Here is a 17485-nt window from a genome sequence, read left to right as displayed (position 1 = left end):
AAGAGTCCAGATCATACGCTTACATGACAGTTTGAAAAGCCATTCATACCGAAAATATCGAAAGGATCAATTTTGACGTAATCCTTTGTTGATGGTGGGGAAGAAAGGGTAACCGTCTGGCAGGGATGCCAGACGGTGGAGGGGTTAGGCTTTACGCGTCGCCGCTTTCATTGCGGTCACAAACGCTTTCAGCTCGGCCAGCATCTGCTCTGGCTTGTCCACGTTCTTCTCGATGATCTTCACAATCGCGGAGCCGGAGATGGCACCAGCCGCCTTCGCGTCAATCGCTGCGGTGACCTGATCCGGGGATGAAATCCCGAACCCCTGCAGCGGAGGCGCGGCATGGTACTCGGCCAGCTTCTCCACCAGATGATGCAGAGGCAACGCCGCTTTATTCTCGGCACCGGTCACGCCCGCGCGGGAGAGCAGGTAGGTATAGCCGCGTCCGTAAGAGGCAATCTGGCGCAGCAGGGCGTCATCGGCGTTCGGCGGGCAGATGAAAATCGGGGCGACGTTATGGCGCATGGCCGCCTGACGGAATGGCGCAGATTCCTCGACCGGCACGTCTGCCACCAGAACGGAGTCGACGCCCACGCGTGCGCACTCGGCGTAAAACTCATCGATACCGCGGTTGAACACCAGGTTGGCGTACATCAGCAGGCCAATCGGAATGGTCGGGTGCTTCTGGCGAATCGCCGCCAGCATCTCGAAGCACTGGGTTGGTGTTACGCCCGAAGCAAATGCGCGCAGCGTTGCGTTCTGGATGGTCGGGCCATCCGCCAGCGGATCGGAGAACGGAATACCCAGCTCCAGCGCGTCGGCACCGGCCTCAATCAGGGTGTCGATAATCTTCAGCGACTGTTCCGGGCCCGGATCGCCCAGGGTGACGAAGGGAACGAACGCGCCTTCCTGGCGGGATTTCAGCTCTGCAAATACGTTATCGTAGCGTTCCATCAGATTTCCCCTCGTGCTTTCAGAATATCGTGAACGGTGAAGATATCTTTGTCACCGCGGCCGGAAAGGTTCACCACCAGCAGCTGTTCTTTTTCCGGGTTTTCTTTCATCATTTTCAGCGCGTGCGCCAGCGCGTGCGAAGACTCCAGCGCCGGGATGATCCCTTCGCTGCGGCACAGCGTTTTAAAGGCTTCCAGCGCTTCGTCATCGGTAATGGAGACATATTCCGCGCGGCCGGTGCTGTTCAGATACGCATGCTGCGGCCCGACGGACGGGAAGTCGAGGCCGGCAGAAATAGAGTAAGACTCTTCAATCTGGCCTTCATCGGTTTGCATCATCGGGGATTTCATCCCGAAGTAGATCCCCACGCGGCCATGCTTCAGCGGCGCGCCGTGTTCACCCGATTCAATGCCGTGCCCGGCTGGCTCGACGCCAATCAGACCCACGCTGGCGTCGTCGATAAAGTCTGCGAACATGCCGATGGCGTTAGATCCGCCGCCAACGCAGGCGATCACCGCATCCGGCAGACGCCCCTCTTTTTCGAGGATCTGCGCTTTGGTCTCTTCACCGATCATGCGCTGGAATTCGCGCACGATAGTCGGGAACGGGTGCGGGCCCGCCGCGGTACCGAGCATATAGTGCGCGGTTTCATAGCTGCCAGACCAGTCGCGAAGCGCTTCGTTACAGGCATCCTTCAGCGTCGCGGAGCCGCTGTGCACCGGGATCACTTCTGCTCCCATCAGACGCATACGGAAGACGTTCGGAGACTGACGCTCAACGTCTTTCGCTCCCATATAGATGCGGCATTTCAGACCGAGCAGGGCGCTGGCAAGCGCAGAGGCCACGCCGTGCTGACCCGCACCGGTTTCGGCGATGATTTCGGTTTTGCCCATACGCTTCGCGAGCAGCGCCTGGCCCAGCACCTGGTTAGTTTTATGCGCGCCGCCGTGCAGCAGGTCTTCACGCTTCAGATACAGCGTGGTTTTGGTGCCTTCCGTCAGGTTGCGGCATTTGGTCAGCGCGGTCGGACGACCGGCGTAATTTTTCAGCAGGTCGGTAAATTCCGCCTGAAACGCCGGATCTTTCTGCGCGCTGACAAACGCTTCTTCCAGCTGGCGCAGCGCGGGCATCAGGATTTGCGGGACGTACATCCCGCCGAACTCACCAAAATACGGGTTAAGTAATGTTGTCATCTTCTCTTCCTTAATATGCACGCAGAGTTTTAAAAACCGAGGCCAGCTTGCTGGCATCTTTGATACCCGGTTGGGACTCTACGCCTGAATTGAAATCGAGGCCTGCGCAGCCGGTTTTAGCGGCTTCTACGCAGTTATCCGGGCTTAATCCGCCCGCCAGCAGGACGTTGTCCAGCTTTTCGGCGTTCAGCAGCGACCAGTCAAAACGCTGGCCGGTACCGCCCTGGCCGTTATCGAGGACGTATTTATCCACATGGTTCAGGTTACGCGAGGGCAACGTATCGCCAACGCTTTGCGCTTTCCAGATCTGCACCTGTGGTGCCAGCGCGGCGCGCAGGGCATCGATGTAGCTCTGGTCTTCATCGCCGTGGAGCTGCACCGCGCTCAGGGATAACGCGTCGGCTTTGGCCGCAACGTCTGCAATATCTGCGTTGCGGAAAACGCCCACGTAGCCGAGCGGAGCCGCTGCGATGACCTTACGCGCCAGTTCTACGCTGACCGCGCGAGGAGAGGAGTCCACAAAGATCAGCCCGCCATAAATCGCCCCGGCTTCATACGCGGCCTGGGCATCCTGTTCGCGGGTTAAGCCGCAGACTTTGTTTTCACCCAGCAGCACGCGACGCACGGCCGCATTGAGATCGTCATGCTCCATCATGGCGGAGCCAATCAGGAAACCGTTGGCGAAGTGGCTCAGCTCGCGCACCTGGGCGTAGCTGTTAATGCCGGACTCGCTGATCACCGTGACGCCAGACCCCAGACGCGGCGCCAGCTGACGCGTACGGTTAAGGTCAATGGACAGGTCGCGCAGATCGCGGTTGTTAATGCCGACCACTTTGGCTTCCAGCGCAATCGCGCGCTCCAGCTCCTCTTCGTTGCTCACCTCGGTCAGCACGCCCATATTCAGGCTGTGCGCCACGGCGGAAAGCTGGCGATAGTGCTCGTCGTCGAGCACCGAGAGCATCAGCAAGCAGGCGTCGGCCTGGTAAAAACGCGCCAGCCAGATCTGATACGGGTCGATAATAAAGTCTTTGCACAGGATCGGCTGCGGCGCGATGCCGCTGACGATCGGCAGAAAATCGAAGCTGCCCTGAAAATATTTCTCATCCGTCAGCACGGAGATGGCTGAAGCATGATGCTTATAAATGCCGGCAATACGCGCCGGGTCGAAATCGTCACGAATAACGCCTTTGGACGGGGACGCTTTTTTGCACTCAAGAATAAACGCGGTGCGCGTACCCCGCAGGGCGTCATAGAAACGACGGCTGCTCGGGGCGACGTCATTCTGGAAACTGGCAAGCGGCTGCTGTTGCTTGCGGGCTTCCACCCAGATGGCCTTATCGGCAACGATTTTCGCTAAAACGGTCTGCATTCTTTACCCTCTTGCCGCAAGTGCGGTAACGCGATCGTAAGCTGCACCGGAGCGCAGTACATCCAGAACTTTTTGAACGTTGGCCTTCAGGTCTTCCTCACCGTGCAAACGCATCAGCATGGCGACGTTGGCAGCAACGGCGGCCTCATGGGCGACCTCTCCCTTACCTTGTAATAAGCGCGTGAGAATGTCACGGTTTTCTTCCGGCGTACCGCCTGCCAGCGCTTCCTGATGGTATGGCGCAAGGCCGAAGTCGGCAGCGTCCAGCTGATAGCTCAGGATTTCGCCGTCGCGCAGTTCGGCCACCAGCGTTGGCGCATGAAGAGAAACCTCATCCATACCGCCGCTGTGCACCACGGCGGCACGCTGATAGCCCAGCACGCGCAGCGTCTCGGCAATCGGCAGAACCAGCTCAGGGCTGTAAACGCCAATCAGCGCCAGCGGCGGGTGGGCCGGGTTGATCAGCGGGCCGAGCACGTTAAACAGCGTGCGGGTTTTGAGCTGCTGACGAACCGGCATCGCGTGGCGGAAACCGGTGTGGTACTTCGGCGCAAACAGGAAGCAGACGCCCAGGTCATCCAGCGCTTCGCGGGAACGCTCGGCGTTCATATCGAGGTTAATACCGAATGCGGCGAGCAGATCGGAAGAACCTGACCGGCTGGAAACGCTGCGGTTACCGTGCTTCGCGACCTTCAAACCGCACGCCGCCGCCACGAAGGCGCTGGCGGTGGAGATATTGATGCTGTTACTGCCGTCACCGCCGGTACCGACGATATCCGCAAACTGATAGTCCGGGCGCGGGAACGGGGCGGCATTTTCCAGCAGGGCCGTAGCGGCACCGGCGATCTCCTGCGGGCTTTCGCCGCGCACCTTCATGCTCACCAGCGCGGCTGCCAGCTGTTCAGGCTTCAGCTCGCCGCGAACCACGGCGGAGAAGAGCTGATGGCTCTCCTGCTGGCTCAGGGTCTGCGCCTGATACAGTTTTTCCAGAATCGGCTGCAGGGTATTGGTCTGCTCCAGCTTCTGTAACGCCCAGTCCAGCGTCTGCTCCAGCAGGCGGGCGCCGTGGGAGGTCAGGATCGATTCCGGGTGGAACTGCAGGCCGCAGACGCGGTCCGCGTCGTGGCGCACCGCCATCACCATACCTTCAAACGAGGCGTTGATTGTCAGCCCGGCGGGAATATTGCTGCCAACCAGCGAGTGATAGCGCGCGACCGGGAGCGGGTTCGGCAGCCCGGCAAACATCGCCTGGCCGTCATGTTCAATGCTGGACGCTTTACCGTGCAGGATCTCACCCGCCTGGCCAACGTAGCCGCCGTAGGCTTCAACAATCGCCTGATGGCCGAGGCAGATGCCGACGATCGGCAGTTTGCCGCGCATGCGGGTCAGCAGCTCCGGCATACAGCCCGCTTCGCTCGGTGCGCCTGGCCCCGGGGAGAGCATCAGCACCGGGTTTTGCATGGTGGCCAGACGGTCAATCAGGGTCTGCGCCGGAACGTGGTTGCGGTAGATAACGACGTTGTGGCCATTCGCACGCAGCTGATCTGCCAGGTTATAGGTAAAGGAGTCGATATTATCGAGCAGCAGAATGTCAGCCATCAGAAAATCTCCTGTGCATGGTGTGCGGTAGCAATGGCGCGAAGGACCGCACGGGCTTTACTGCGCGTTTCGTCAGCTTCAGACTGCGGAACAGAATCAAGAACAATCCCGGCACCCGCCTGAACGGTGGCAATACCGTCTTCAACGTAGGCGGAGCGGATTACGATGCAGGTATCGAGATCGCCGTGGGCGGTGAAGTAACCCACCGCGCCGCCGTAGCTGCCGCGACGGCGTCCTTCGGCGGCGGCAATCAGCTGCATGGCGCGTACTTTCGGCGCGCCGCTCAGGGTGCCCATGTTCATGCAGGCGCGGTAGGCGTGCAGCACGTCGAGATCGTGGCGCAGCTCGCCGACCACGCGGGAGACCAGGTGCATCACGAACGAATAGCGGTCGACTTTGGTCAGGTCCGCCACGTAGCGGCTGCCGGGAGTACAAATGCGTGCCAGATCGTTACGCGCCAGGTCAACCAGCATCAGGTGCTCGGAGAGTTCTTTGTGGTCGGTACGCATCTCCAGTTCGATACGGCTGTCGAGATCGCGATCCAGCGAGCCATCGGCGCGACGCCCGCGCGGACGGGTACCGGCAATCGGGTAGATCTCAATCTGACGGCTGGTGGCGTCGTATTTCAGCGAGCTTTCCGGCGAGGCGCCGAACAGCGTGAATTCGTTGTCCTGCATGAAAAACATGTACGGGCTTGGGTTACTCTTTTTCAGCACGTCGTAGGCTGCGAGCGGCGACGGGCAGGGCAGCGAGAAGCGACGTGACGGCACGACCTGGAAAATTTCCCCGGCGCGAATCGCTTTTTGCATCTGGCGAACCACGGCGCCGTACTGATCGTCAGTCTGGTTAACGTCGCAGGTCATTTTCTCCACGCGCTGCACCGGCAGCGCGGGCGGCGCTTCCGTCATCTGCTGCTGCAGCTGAGCGATGCGGTGCTCGAGACGGTTTTTCTCAGCGGCAGACGGCGTGAACAGGCTCGCCTGGATGCGGGTGTATTGCTTCTGGTGATCGATCACCAGCAGGGTTTCAGCCAGATAGAAGCAATAGTCCGGGCAGCGATTACCCTGCTCGGTTTCCGGCAAATCTTCAAAACCGGCAACCAGGTCGTAAGCAAACAGCCCGCCGAAGAACATCGCTTCACGCTCGTCTTCCGGCACGGTGACCAGATTCTGCAGCAGGCGGAAGGCATCGAAAACGGACAGGGAGCAGAGGCGCGCGTCTTCGTCCAGCAGCTGGCTCACCGGCGGGAAATGCAGAATGCGCATTTCTGGATGGCGTTCATTTTCAATGCCTGACGGCAGGGCGGCATCCAGCAGCGGCAGCAGCGATGCGCCATTGTCTGACAATGCCTTGATGGTGACGGTGTCACCTAAAGCGGTAATGCGCAGCGCGCTGTCGACCAGCAGCAGGCTCTTGAGATCGTCCTTGCTGTCGATATCCGCCGATTCCAGCAGCAGCGTTGCCGGACGAGCCCCGCACACCTGATGAAACAGCGCGGTCGGGTTGTGGCGATAGGCCGCCTCGCAGGTCAGCAGTTCGAGATGAGGTTTGGCTGTTTGCATGTTGTTGTTCTCATATTTTGTTCAAAAAAAAGCCCGCTGGGTAGCGGGCGGGTATCTGTTTGCATTTCGCAGACGCGTGACACTGCCCGAAGATCAGGAAGTGCGCCACCAGCCGTGCAGAGTGAAATGTGCTGTCATTTTCAGATACCTTTCTCGTGTGAACTTGCGTACTAGTTAACTAGTTCGATGGCAAGTTGTCAACCCTTGATTTCAGAATTTCGCGTTAAGTCGGTATCATGGTGTTTTCGGATGTCTCCAACCTGTTATGGGAAGTGCTTTGAGCGATACCACCTACGCCATTATTTATGATTTACACAGCCATACTCAGGCCTCTGACGGCCTGCTGACACCCGAAGCCCTGGTTCATCGCGCCGTTGAAATGCGCGTCGGCACGCTGGCGATAACCGATCACGATACGACAGATGCCATTCCGGCGGCGCGCGCCGAGATTGCCCGCAGCGGGCTGGCGCTGAATCTGGTGTCCGGCGTCGAGATCTCGACCGTCTGGGAAAACCATGAGATTCATATTGTTGGCCTGAATATCGATATAGACCATCCGGCACTTACGGCATTTTTGCAAGAACAAAAAACGCGCCGCAACCAGCGCGCAGAGATGATCGGCGAGCGTCTGGAAAAGGCGCATATTCCGGGCGCGCTGGAAGGCGCGCAAAAGATGGCGAACGGCGGGGCGGTCACCCGCGGTCATTTCGCCCGTTTTCTGGTCGACGCGGGCAAAGCGACGACCATGGCGGACGTCTTTAAAAAGTATCTGGCGCGCGGTAAAACCGGATACGTTCCGCCACAGTGGTGTACAATAAAACAAGCTATTGATGTGATTCATCATTCTGGCGGTAAGGCCGTGCTGGCCCATCCTGGGCGGTATAATCTTTCTGCTAAATGGCTGAAAAGGCTGCTGGCACACTTTGCCGAATGCGGTGGCGAGGCGATGGAAGTCGCCCAGTGTCAGCAGGCGCCCAACGAGCGCGCGCAGCTCGCGACCTATGCCCGCCAGTTCGGCCTGCTTGGGTCACAGGGCTCTGATTTCCATCAGCCCTGCGCGTGGATCGAACTGGGGCGCAAGCTCTGGTTGCCCGCTGGCGTTGAGCCGGTCTGGCAGCTCTGGGAACAGCCGCAGCAAATTGAAGAGAGGGAAGTATGAGTCAGTTTTTCTATATCCATCCGGATAACCCGCAGCCACGTCTGATCAACCAGGCCGTGGAGATCGTCCGCAAAGGCGGCGTAATTGTCTACCCGACCGATTCAGGCTACGCGCTGGGCTGCAAAATCGAAGATAAAGGGGCAATGGAACGCATTTGCCGTATTCGCCAGCTGCCGGACGGCCATAACTTTACCCTGATGTGCCGCGATCTCTCTGAGCTGTCGACCTATGCGTATGTTGATAACGTGGCGTTTCGCCTGATTAAGAACAACACTCCGGGTAACTACACCTTCATCCTGAAGGGCACGAAGGAAGTACCGCGTCGTCTGCTGCAGGAAAAACGCAAAACCATCGGCATGCGCGTGCCGTCGAACCCGATTGCGCAGGCGCTGCTGGAAACCCTCGGCGAGCCGATGCTCTCCACCTCGCTGATGCTGCCCGGAAGCGAGTTTACCGAGTCCGATCCGGAAGAGATCAAAGATCGTCTGGAGAAGGTGGTTGAGCTGATTATTCACGGCGGCTATCTCGGCCAGCAGCCGACCACCGTGGTCGACTTAACCGAAGATGCACCGGAAGTGATTCGTGAAGGCGTGGGTGACGTAAAGCCTTTCTTGTAAAGGTATAAGCAGATATACTACGCGGCCATCAAAGCAGGGCTCAGCCCTCTTTTGACCTGATTCGACGCCTGTGAAGGCGACACCTGAGGAAGCTCAATGAGCGAGAAGTTACAGAAAGTGCTGGCGCGTGCCGGCCACGGTTCACGCCGTGAAATCGAAGCCATTATTGAAGCGGGCCGCGTGAGTGTGGACGGTAAAATCGCCACGCTGGGTGACCGCGTAGAAATCGTACCGGGGCTGAAGATCCGCATCGACGGTCATCTTATCTCCGTTAAAGAGTCCGCTGAACAGATCTGCCGCGTACTGGCTTACTACAAGCCGGAAGGCGAGCTGTGCACCCGCAACGACCCGGAAGGTCGTCCGACGGTGTTTGACCGTCTGCCTAAACTGCGTGGCGCTCGCTGGATTGCCGTCGGCCGTCTGGACGTGAACACCTGCGGTCTGCTGCTGTTTACCACCGATGGTGAACTGGCAAACCGTCTGATGCACCCAAGCCGTGAAGTGGAACGTGAATACGCGGTGCGCGTATTTGGCCAGGTTGACGAAAATAAACTGCGCGATCTGTCGCGTGGCGTTCAGCTGGAAGACGGTCCTGCGGCATTCAAAACCATCAAATTTACCGGTGGGGAAGGCATTAACCAGTGGTACAACGTGACCCTGACCGAAGGCCGTAACCGCGAAGTTCGTCGTCTCTGGGAAGCGGTAGGCGTGCAGGTTAGCCGCTTGATCCGCGTCCGTTACGGCGACATTCTGCTGCCGAAAGGTCTGCCGCGCGGGGGTTATACCGAACTGGATCTGACCCAAACCAACTACCTGCGCGAGCTGGTCGGCCTGACGCCGGAAACCACCTCAAAAGTGGCGGTGGAAAAAGATCGTCGTCGCATGAAGGCGAATCAGATCCGTCGCGCAGTGAAGCGACACAGCCAGGTGAGCAGCAGTCGCCGCTCCGGCAGCCGTAACAACAACGGTTAATATAAAAGCCCGGTCAACGAACCGGGCTTTTTTCTTTAGTAATCAATTCCAATTTGCGCTTTGATGCCTGCATCAAACGCATGTTTGACCGGACGCAGCTCGCTGACGGTATCGGCCATCTCCAGAATATCCCGATGACATCCGCGCCCCGTGACGATAACCGTCTGGTGTACAGGACGATTCTTCAGAGCATCCAGCACGGCTTCCAGCGGCAGGTAGTCGTAGGCGACCATATAGGTGATCTCATCCAGCAGAACCATATTCAGCGAGGGATCGGCCAGCATTCTCTTTGCATGCTCCCAGACGGCGAGACAGGCTGCAGTATCCGTTTCCCGGTTCTGGGTATCCCACGTAAACCCGGTCGCCATCACCTGAAACTCAACGCCGTGAGGCTCAAGCAAATTCCGCTCACCGTTGGGCCATTCGCCTTTGATAAACTGGATCACGCCCACTTTTTGACCGTGTCCAACGGCGCGTGTCGCCGTGCCGAATGCGGCGGTGGTTTTCCCTTTTCCGTTGCCGGTAAAAACGATGACGATCCCACGTTCGTCCTGGGCTGCCGCGACGCGCGCATCGACCTGTTCTTTCAGACGCTGCTGGCGCTGCTGATGACGTTCTTCACTCATTGCGAAATTCCTGGTTTACGTCCCGGCTGGGCGTCAAAGGTCATCCCGGTTTTGCGGCGGCTGTCGTCGCCCATCAGCCAGAGATAGAGCGGCATAATGTCTGCCGGGGTTTTCAGCTTCTGCGGATCTTCGCTCGGGAACGCGCTGGCGCGCATTTTGGTGCGCGTACCGCCCGGGTTAATGCAGTTTACGCGCAGATGGCGGCTCTGGTACTCCTCCGCCAGCACCTGCATCATGCCTTCGGTCGCGAATTTTGAAACGGCATAGGCTCCCCAGTTTGCGCGTCCTTCACGGCCAACGCTGGACGAGGTAAAGACCAGGGACCCGGACTCGGATTTGAGTAATAAAGGAAGCAATGCTTGTGTGAGGAAAAACGTGCCGTTGACGTTGACCTGCATCACCTGCTGCCAGATATCTGGATCCTGTTCATCCATCGGACGAACCTCGCCTAACAAACCGGCGTTATGCAGCACGCCGTCGAGTCTCGGATAGTGAGCGCTGATGCGCTGGGCTAATTCCTGGCACACCGCGGGCGTGCAGGTCAGTAAATCGAGCGTATACCACGGGGCCGGCGTGCCGCATACGGCCTCAATCTCCTGGGCGACGTTTTTCAGTTTTTCTTCGTTGCGCCCGATCAGAATGACGTTGGCGCCATATTCGGCGTATGTCAGGGCTGCCTCGCGGCCAATCCCGTCGCTGGCACCGGTGACAAGAATAATCCGGTTTTGCAGCAGATTTTTTTGCGGTTGATAATGCACGGTGACTCCTCAGGCGACCGGTGACGCATTGGCGCCTTTATGATGACTTTTCGGCTTTATGCCCGAATTAGCCTAATAATTCAATCAGTCTACAGGACGCATTACTGTAAAATTAACAATTTGCAAATATTTAAACTCCAGTCCGGGGATTCCTGAAGGCTGCTCGCAGAGGTAATGTCACGAGCGAGACGCATGGGCAGGGCTGTTGTACACTGCCGTGAAAGATTCGTGGTTAAATCAAGGTGGAACGCGTGGAATTACTTTCTCAATATGGGTTGTTTTTGGCCAAAATCGCGACGGTGGTGGTTGCCATTGCGGTGGTAGCCGTTCTGATTGCCAACCTGACGCAGCGCAAGCGTCAGCGTGGGGAGTTACGCATCACCCGCCTGAGCGAGCAGTATAAAGAGATGCAGGAAGAGATGTCTCTGGCGCTGCTTGATAGTCATCAACAGAAACTCTGGCTGAAAGCACAGAAGAAAAAGCATAAACAGGAAGCCAAAGCGGCAAAGGCAAAAGCAAAGCTCACTGCGCCGCAGGATAAGGCCACGCCACGCGTCTATGTGCTCGATTTTAAAGGCAGTATGGATGCGCATGAAGTGTCATCTCTGAGGGAAGAAGTGACTGCCGTTCTGGCCGTGGCGACACCGCAGGATCAGGTTGTCGTGCGTCTTGAAAGCCCGGGCGGGGTGGTTCACGGTTACGGACTGGCCGCCTCACAGCTGCAGCGCCTGCGTGAAAAACAGATCCCGCTGACCGTTGCCGTGGATAAAGTGGCCGCGAGCGGTGGCTACATGATGGCCTGCGTGGCGGACAAAATTGTTGCCGCGCCGTTCTCCATTATTGGCTCGATCGGCGTGGTCGCACAAATTCCGAACTTTAACCGCTTCCTGAAAAATAAAGAGATTGATATCGAACTTCACACGGCGGGTCAGTACAAACGTACCCTGACGCTGCTGGGGGAAAACACGGAAGAAGGGCGCCAAAAATTCCGCGAAGATCTCAACGAAACGCATCATCTCTTTAAAGATTTTGTACACCGTATGCGCCCAACGCTCGATATTGAACAGGTCGCGACGGGCGAGCACTGGTACGGCGTCCAGGCGCAGGAGAAAGGGCTGGTGGATGAAGTCGGAACCAGCGACGATCTGCTGCTCAATCTGATGGAAGGCCGGGAACTGGTGGGCGTGCGCTTTACCCAGCGTAAGCGACTCCTTGACCGCTTTACCAACAGTGCGTCAGAAAGCGCGGACCGTCTGCTGCTGCGCTGGCTTCAGCGCGGACAAAAACCGCTGCTGTAAACAAAAACGCGAGGCATATGCCTCGCGTTTTGCGTTAATCGACCAGGTGATATTTCTCTGAAAGCGTATGCGCCAGGTATTTGAACATGTTAAACACGGCGGTGCTTTTCGGGGTCGGTAAACCCTGTTCGTCAAGGAAGTATTCGCCGCTGAAAATCAGCACGCCATTACGCTGCTCTACGCCGGTGGCTTCAATGCCCGCCAGCGTATCTTCATGGTCACGGATAAGCTTGTTTGCTTCGATAAGCAGAGAGGCTCGGTCAATAGGTTGGGTCGTATTCTGCATAATCCACTCCTTAAACAGTGACAATAGTCTACGCCGAGGGCGCTTTGGGGGCAAATTTTCCCTGTAATGTGAGGGGATAAGGTGCAGGGTCCTGGCTGGCGGGATCTGCTTTTGCATGCTAATAAAGTTGCGTAACGAATTTTATCAGGTAGAGTGTGCGCTTTCGTCATTCTGGCAACAGAATTGCTTGACATTCAACCGGGAATTCGTCACGAATTACACGAGATGTGAGAAAAATACCCGAAAACTCAATCACCTGGGCGTCTTCTCATTAACGTCCGGTAAGACAAAGGGGTTGATATCTCCTGACGCAGTCGCAATATCATTGGCTCGTCGTCAGCGGAAGGGAAATCAACGTGCGGCGTATTCCTGGAAGAATTAAATTAGGTAAAGGTGAATATGGGTAAAGCTCTCGTCATCGTTGAGTCCCCGGCAAAAGCCAAAACGATCAATAAGTATCTGGGTAATGACTACGTGGTTAAGTCCAGCGTGGGTCATATCCGCGATTTGCCGACCAGTGGCTCAGCCAGCAAAAAGAGCGCAGACTCTACCTCCACCAAAGGGGCTAAAAAGCCTAAAAAGGATGAACGTAGCGCGCTTGTCAACCGCATGGGTGTTAACCCATGGCATAACTGGGATGCACAATATGAAGTGCTGCCCGGGAAAGAAAAAGTCGTTAACGAGCTGAAGCAGCTTGCTGAAAAAGCAGACCACATCTATCTCGCAACCGACCTTGACCGCGAAGGGGAAGCCATTGCGTGGCACCTGCGGGAAGTGATCGGTGGTGATGACAAACGCTACAGCCGTGTAGTGTTTAACGAAATTACGAAGAATGCGATTCGTCAGGCGTTTGAGAAGCCGGGCGAACTGAATATTGACCGCGTAAACGCACAGCAGGCTCGTCGCTTTATGGACCGCGTTGTGGGCTATATGGTCTCTCCACTGCTGTGGAAGAAGATTGCCCGTGGCCTGTCCGCAGGGCGTGTGCAATCCGTCGCCGTGCGTCTGGTCGTTGAGCGTGAGCGCGAAATTAAAGCCTTCGTGCCGGAAGAGTTCTGGGAAGTCGATGCCAATGTGACCACGCCGGGCGGTGACGCTCTGCCGCTGCAGGTGAGCCATCACAACGACAAGCCTTTCCGTCCAGAAAACCGCGACCAGACTATGGCCGCCGTAGCGCTGCTGGAAAAAGCACGCTATCAGGTGCTGGAACGTGAAGACAAACCGACCAGCAGCAAGCCGGGGGCACCGTTTATTACCTCCACGCTGCAACAGGCTGCAAGCACGCGTCTGGGTTATGGCGTGAAGAAGACCATGATGATGGCGCAGCGCCTGTATGAAGCGGGCTACATCACCTACATGCGTACCGACTCAACCAACCTGAGTCAGGACGCGGTCAACATGGTCCGCGGCTACATCAGTGACAATTTCGGTAAGAAATACCTGCCGGAAAGCGCTAACCAGTTCGCCAGTAAAGAGAACTCTCAGGAAGCGCACGAAGCGATTCGTCCTTCTGACGTCTCGGTGTTAGCGGAATCGCTGAAAGACATGGAAGCCGACGCGCAGAAGCTGTATCAGCTGATCTGGCGCCAGTTCGTGGCGTGCCAGATGACGCCAGCGCAGTACGACTCCACCACGCTGACCGTTGGCGCGGGTGAGTTCCGTCTCAAAGCGCGCGGTCGTATCCTGCGTTTCGACGGCTGGACGAAGGTGATGCCAGCGCTGCGTAAAGGTGATGAAGACCGAACGCTGCCGGCGGTAAACAAAGGGGATGAGCTCTCGCTGGTTGACCTCGTGCCTGCTCAGCACTTCACCAAGCCGCCTGCGCGCTTCAGTGAAGCGTCCCTGGTGAAAGAGCTGGAAAAACGCGGCATTGGTCGTCCGTCGACCTACGCGTCCATCATCTCGACGATTCAGGACCGCGGCTACGTGCGCGTTGAAAACCGCCGTTTCTATGCGGAAAAAATGGGTGAGATCGTCACTGACCGTCTGGAAGCAAACTTCCGCGAGTTGATGAACTACGATTTCACCGCGCAAATGGAAGACAGCCTCGACCAGGTTGCCAGCCATCAGGCGGAATGGAAAAAGGTACTCGACAGCTTCTTCAGCGACTTTACCGATCAGCTTGAAAAAGCGGAGAAGGATCCTGAGGAGGGCGGCATGCTGCCTAACCAGATGGTTCTGACCAGCATCGACTGCCCAACCTGCGGCCGCAAGATGGGGATCCGCACCGCAACCACGGGCGTATTCCTTGGCTGCTCCGGCTATGCGCTGTCACCAAAAGAGCGCTGCAAAACCACCATCAACCTGGTGCCTGAGAACGAAGTGCTCAACGTGCTGGAAGGTGACGATGCGGAAACTAACGCTCTGCGTGCCAAACGCCGCTGCAAGAAGTGCGGTACGGCAATGGACAGCTACCTGATCGATCCAAAACGTAAGCTGCACGTCTGCGGTAATAACCCAACGTGTGACGGGTATGAGATCGAAGAGGGCGAGTTCCGCATTAAAGGCTATGACGGCCCGATTGTGGAATGCGAGAAGTGCGGCTCTGAAATGCACCTGAAAATGGGGCGTTTCGGTAAGTACATGGCCTGTACCAACGACGAGTGTAAAAACACGCGCAAAATTCTGCGTAACGGCGAAGTGGCTCCTCCGAAGGAAGATCCGGTTCCGCTGCCAGAACTGCCGTGCGAGAAATCCGACGCGTATTTCGTGCTGCGTGATGGTGCCGCAGGTGTCTTCCTGGCCGCCAACACCTTCCCGAAATCGCGTGAAACGCGCGCGCCGCTGGTGGAAGAGTTGCATCGCTTCCGCGATCGTCTGCCTGAGAAACTGCGTTATCTGGCCGATGCGCCACAGCAGGATCCGGAAGGCAACAAAACCGTGGTACGGTTTAGCCGTAAAACTAAGCAGCAGTATGTTGCGGCCGAGAAAGAGGGTAAAGCGACCGGATGGTCAGCCTTCTTTGTCGATGGCAAATGGGTCGAAGGCAAGAAATAATCTTCCCTTACCGTAACTTACCTGTAAAAGGGCCGGATTTCCGGCCCTTTTTTATTTCCTTGTTATTATTTTTTGTTCCGTACTATACAGTCAGGCTATAAATGATATAGTGGTTATAGTTAACCTTTTTCTTATTATTAAATCGTCTTAAGCGATTGACCGCATGCGCTAAATCGGATGGTCTGGCATGAAATTACAGCAGCTTCGTTATATCGTTGAGGTGGTGAATCATAACCTTAACGTCTCTTCTACCGCCGAGGGGTTGTATACCTCTCAACCGGGCATCAGCAAACAAGTTCGTATGCTGGAGGACGAGTTAGGTATCCAGATATTTGCCCGCAGCGGTAAGCATCTCACCCAGGTGACGCCTGCGGGGCAGGAAATCATCCGCATTGCGCGGGAAGTCCTCTCTAAAGTCGACGCAATTAAGTCGGTGGCAGGGGAACACACCTGGCCGGATAAAGGTTCGCTGTATATTGCCACGACGCATACCCAGGCGCGCTATGCGCTACCCGGCGTTATCAAAGGCTTTATCGAGCGTTATCCTCGCGTCTCTTTGCATATGCATCAGGGCTCGCCAACGCAAATTGCTGAAGCCGTTTCCAAGGGGAATGCAGATTTTGCCATCGCCACCGAAGCGCTTCACCTGTATGACGATCTGGTGATGCTTCCATGCTATCACTGGAACCGTTCTATCGTGGTGACCCCCGATCACCCCCTGGCGGGTAAAGGGTCGGTCACTATCGAAGAGCTGGCGCAATATCCGCTGGTAACGTATACGTTTGGCTTTACCGGACGGTCCGAGCTTGATACGGCCTTTAACCGGGCAGGGTTAACGCCGCGCATTGTCTTTACCGCGACGGATGCCGACGTGATTAAAACCTATGTGCGGCTTGGTCTGGGGGTGGGCGTTATTGCCAGCATGGCGGTGGATCCGGTATCAGACCCTGACCTGGTGCGTCTTGATGCGCATGATGTTTTCAGTCATAGCACCACAAAGATTGGCTTCCGTCGCAGCACCTTCCTGCGCAGCTATATGTATGATTTTATTCAGCGCTTTGCACCTCATTTAACGCGTGACGTGGTTGATACCGCCGTTGCATTACGCTCAAATGAAGATATTGAAGAGATGTTTAAAGACATCAAACTCCCCGAAAAATAATCACACCCGGTATCTTTCCCTTAGGGAAAGATACCGAAATAACGCCTCAAAGCTAAATTAGAATTATCATCATCTGCGTATCCCCTGTCATATAATGTCATTATCCATTTAATCCGTATGGTTATAATGTCGTGAATTGGCGACAAAAGTAGAAACTAATTTACGCCTTCGCAAATTTTTCTTTTCAATTATTTATTTCTGGTCAAAAGATTGAATATTTCATACCTTCCGGTGCGTAAATTCACTGGCTTTTCGGCTAAAGTTTCTTTAGGATTTATCTCAACAGATGATTAATTGTACCAATTGTTTGGTCCTAAATGATAAGCGATGTCGATTGTATGAGGTTAGCAATGCCTTCAGGAAGTGAAGAACCGCAAAGGGATCCTGCGCTCAAGCGTAAAGCCTGGCTGGCGGTCTTTCTCGTCTCTACCCTGTTTTGGGTGGTGGTTGCTCTCCTGGCCTGGAAATATTGGGGTTAAATATGGCAGTGACGGTACGTACTGAAACGGTAAAACAGATGTGTCAGCATCGTGACAACGGCCACAGAGGGCGTAAAGCACCTGCGACTGTTGTACCCGCGTCCTGGAAACTGACGCCGCAGCAGCAAGCGTTTATTGATGTGTTCGCAGAAGACGAACCCAAAAAACAATAATTTAGTTAATTGCGTAATGATGCAAATAGTCTGAATATCGACTCTGCACTTTCGTACTCTTTAATAAATACACATCAGCAATATAGCACTGAGGACTTACCTCGGAACTTTTAATAAATAATGCCTGGTGTCCCTATGATGAATAACATGACGTCTCACAAATACTGGTCATGGATCGGCGTTTTTACCGTGTCGATTCTGTTCTGGAGTCAGCTCATCTGGTTGGCCCTCCACTAAATTGTAAAACCTCGCCACGGCGGGGTTTTTTGTTTTCCCTTTCT

18 protein-coding genes and 1 other annotated feature are annotated in these 17485 nt (G+C 56.0%); of the genes, 9 read left to right on the top strand and 9 right to left on the bottom strand.

Annotation, left to right across the window (positions count from 1 at the left end):
• Positions 1-144 precede the first annotated feature (144 nt).
• The 6 genes from trpA to trpL form a co-directional block, all read right to left on the bottom strand.
• Positions 145-954 (bottom strand): tryptophan synthase subunit alpha, encoded by an 810-nt coding sequence (trpA, locus tag EnteroDNA1_RS04410; RefSeq protein WP_029740534.1) that lies wholly within the window; start codon positions 952-954, stop codon positions 145-147.
• The gene (gene trpB, locus EnteroDNA1_RS04405) at positions 954-2147 is read right to left on the bottom strand and encodes a tryptophan synthase subunit beta (RefSeq protein WP_064672653.1); all 1194 of its coding nucleotides are present in this window, start codon (positions 2145-2147) and stop codon (positions 954-956) included. The genes trpA and trpB overlap by 1 nt, the downstream gene beginning before the upstream one ends.
• A gap of 10 nt (positions 2148-2157) precedes the next feature.
• Complete coding sequence (gene trpCF, locus EnteroDNA1_RS04400) at positions 2158-3516, bottom strand: bifunctional indole-3-glycerol-phosphate synthase TrpC/phosphoribosylanthranilate isomerase TrpF (RefSeq protein WP_064672652.1); 1359 nt, start codon at positions 3514-3516, stop codon at positions 2158-2160.
• 3 nt (positions 3517-3519) lie between these two features.
• Positions 3520-5115, bottom strand: a complete 1596-nt coding sequence (gene trpD / locus EnteroDNA1_RS04395) for a bifunctional anthranilate synthase glutamate amidotransferase component TrpG/anthranilate phosphoribosyltransferase TrpD (RefSeq protein ID WP_058841298.1) — start codon at positions 5113-5115, stop codon at positions 3520-3522.
• On the bottom strand, positions 5115-6677 hold the full coding sequence (locus tag EnteroDNA1_RS04390; protein ID WP_047174183.1) for an anthranilate synthase component 1: 1563 nt from the start codon (positions 6675-6677) through the stop codon (positions 5115-5117). Before EnteroDNA1_RS04390 ends, trpD begins: the two co-directional genes overlap by 1 nt.
• A 23-nt stretch (positions 6678-6700) precedes the next feature.
• Positions 6701-6794: a sequence feature (Trp leader region), on the bottom strand.
• Positions 6771-6815, bottom strand: coding sequence for a trp operon leader peptide (gene trpL / locus EnteroDNA1_RS22670; protein WP_106993556.1), 45 nt, complete (start codon positions 6813-6815; stop codon positions 6771-6773). It overlaps the preceding feature by 24 nt.
• A gap of 139 nt (positions 6816-6954) precedes the next feature.
• Here trpL and rnm point away from each other — a divergent pair, with 139 nt between their 5' ends.
• From rnm to rluB, 3 genes are all read left to right on the top strand, one after another.
• Positions 6955-7836, top strand: a complete 882-nt coding sequence (gene rnm / locus EnteroDNA1_RS04385; RefSeq protein ID WP_032656720.1) for an RNase RNM — start codon at positions 6955-6957, stop codon at positions 7834-7836.
• Positions 7833-8453: an L-threonylcarbamoyladenylate synthase gene (locus EnteroDNA1_RS04380; protein ID WP_003856793.1), complete on the top strand. Its 621-nt coding sequence runs from the start codon at positions 7833-7835 to the stop codon at positions 8451-8453. Before rnm ends, EnteroDNA1_RS04380 begins: the two co-directional genes overlap by 4 nt.
• 96 nt (positions 8454-8549) lie before the next feature.
• Positions 8550-9425, top strand: coding sequence for a 23S rRNA pseudouridine(2605) synthase RluB (gene rluB / locus EnteroDNA1_RS04375; RefSeq protein WP_023312076.1), 876 nt, complete (start codon positions 8550-8552; stop codon positions 9423-9425).
• Positions 9426-9460: 35 nt separating this feature from the next.
• Here the strand turns inward: rluB and cobO are convergent, their stop codons facing one another.
• Together cobO and EnteroDNA1_RS04365 are read right to left on the bottom strand one after the other, a co-directional pair.
• A complete protein-coding gene (gene cobO / locus EnteroDNA1_RS04370) occupies positions 9461-10051 on the bottom strand; it encodes a cob(I)yrinic acid a,c-diamide adenosyltransferase (RefSeq protein WP_023312075.1) in 591 nt (196 codons plus the stop codon).
• The gene (locus EnteroDNA1_RS04365) at positions 10048-10809 is read right to left on the bottom strand and encodes a YciK family oxidoreductase (RefSeq protein WP_039263558.1); all 762 of its coding nucleotides are present in this window, start codon (positions 10807-10809) and stop codon (positions 10048-10050) included. The genes cobO and EnteroDNA1_RS04365 overlap by 4 nt, the downstream gene beginning before the upstream one ends.
• A gap of 251 nt (positions 10810-11060) precedes the next feature.
• Between EnteroDNA1_RS04365 and sohB the strand changes: the two genes are divergently transcribed.
• A complete protein-coding gene (sohB, locus tag EnteroDNA1_RS04360) occupies positions 11061-12107 on the top strand; it encodes a protease SohB (protein WP_069302926.1) in 1047 nt (348 codons plus the stop codon).
• A gap of 34 nt (positions 12108-12141) precedes the next feature.
• Here the strand turns inward: sohB and EnteroDNA1_RS04355 are convergent, their stop codons facing one another.
• Positions 12142-12393 carry a YciN family protein gene (locus EnteroDNA1_RS04355; protein ID WP_023312072.1) on the bottom strand — a complete coding sequence of 84 codons (252 nt, stop codon included), beginning with the start codon at positions 12391-12393 and terminating at the stop codon, positions 12142-12144.
• 399 nt (positions 12394-12792) lie between these two features.
• On the opposite strand from EnteroDNA1_RS04355, the gene topA reads away from it, so the two are divergent.
• From topA to ymiC, 5 genes are all read left to right on the top strand, one after another.
• Entirely contained in the window at positions 12793-15390 is a 2598-nt protein-coding gene (topA, locus tag EnteroDNA1_RS04350; protein WP_047651111.1) for a type I DNA topoisomerase, read from the top strand.
• A gap of 187 nt (positions 15391-15577) precedes the next feature.
• On the top strand, positions 15578-16552 hold the full coding sequence (gene cysB, locus EnteroDNA1_RS04345) for an HTH-type transcriptional regulator CysB (protein WP_008502814.1): 975 nt from the start codon (positions 15578-15580) through the stop codon (positions 16550-16552).
• 338 nt (positions 16553-16890) lie between these two features.
• Entirely contained in the window at positions 16891-17031 is a 141-nt protein-coding gene (locus tag EnteroDNA1_RS04340) for a YmiA family putative membrane protein (RefSeq protein WP_213327741.1), read from the top strand.
• 2 nt (positions 17032-17033) lie between these two features.
• Positions 17034-17204 carry a hypothetical protein gene (locus EnteroDNA1_RS22435; protein WP_032656727.1) on the top strand — a complete coding sequence of 57 codons (171 nt, stop codon included), beginning with the start codon at positions 17034-17036 and terminating at the stop codon, positions 17202-17204.
• Positions 17205-17342: 138 nt separating this feature from the next.
• Positions 17343-17441 carry a small membrane protein YmiC gene (ymiC, locus tag EnteroDNA1_RS22530; RefSeq protein ID WP_032623144.1) on the top strand — a complete coding sequence of 33 codons (99 nt, stop codon included), beginning with the start codon at positions 17343-17345 and terminating at the stop codon, positions 17439-17441.
• The last annotated feature ends 44 nt before the right edge of the window (positions 17442-17485 follow it).

The sequence above is a fragment of the Enterobacter sp. HK169 genome (assembly GCF_001719105.1).
In the GTDB taxonomy this organism is placed as follows: Bacteria; Pseudomonadota; Gammaproteobacteria; order Enterobacterales; family Enterobacteriaceae; genus Enterobacter; species Enterobacter asburiae_B.
Note: the sequence above shows the minus strand (reverse complement) of the source record. Positions and strands in the feature narration are given on the sequence as shown.

Bases quoted from the DNA above. Each gene is read 5' to 3' on its own strand.
- trpD (WP_058841298.1), bottom strand. From the start codon at position 5,115: ATGGCTGACATTCTGCTGCTCGATAATATCGACTCCTTTACCTATAAC.
- cysB (WP_008502814.1), top strand. From the start codon at position 15,578: ATGAAATTACAGCAGCTTCGTTATATCGTTGAGGTGGTGAATCATAAC.
- EnteroDNA1_RS22435 (WP_032656727.1), top strand. From the start codon at position 17,034: ATGGCAGTGACGGTACGTACTGAAACGGTAAAACAGATGTGTCAGCAT.
- ymiC (WP_032623144.1), top strand. From the start codon at position 17,343: ATGAATAACATGACGTCTCACAAATACTGGTCATGGATCGGCGTTTTT.
- EnteroDNA1_RS04390 (WP_047174183.1), bottom strand. From the start codon at position 6,677: ATGCAAACAGCCAAACCTCATCTCGAACTGCTGACCTGCGAGGCGGCC.
- EnteroDNA1_RS04340 (WP_213327741.1), top strand. From the start codon at position 16,891: ATGAGGTTAGCAATGCCTTCAGGAAGTGAAGAACCGCAAAGGGATCCT.
- EnteroDNA1_RS04355 (WP_023312072.1), bottom strand. From the start codon at position 12,393: ATGCAGAATACGACCCAACCTATTGACCGAGCCTCTCTGCTTATCGAA.
- rluB (WP_023312076.1), top strand. From the start codon at position 8,550: ATGAGCGAGAAGTTACAGAAAGTGCTGGCGCGTGCCGGCCACGGTTCA.
- topA (WP_047651111.1), top strand. From the start codon at position 12,793: ATGGGTAAAGCTCTCGTCATCGTTGAGTCCCCGGCAAAAGCCAAAACG.
- trpCF (WP_064672652.1), bottom strand. From the start codon at position 3,516: ATGCAGACCGTTTTAGCGAAAATCGTTGCCGATAAGGCCATCTGGGTG.
- cobO (WP_023312075.1), bottom strand. From the start codon at position 10,051: ATGAGTGAAGAACGTCATCAGCAGCGCCAGCAGCGTCTGAAAGAACAG.
- trpA (WP_029740534.1), bottom strand. From the start codon at position 954: ATGGAACGCTACGATAACGTATTTGCAGAGCTGAAATCCCGCCAGGAA.
- EnteroDNA1_RS04380 (WP_003856793.1), top strand. From the start codon at position 7,833: ATGAGTCAGTTTTTCTATATCCATCCGGATAACCCGCAGCCACGTCTG.
- trpB (WP_064672653.1), bottom strand. From the start codon at position 2,147: ATGACAACATTACTTAACCCGTATTTTGGTGAGTTCGGCGGGATGTAC.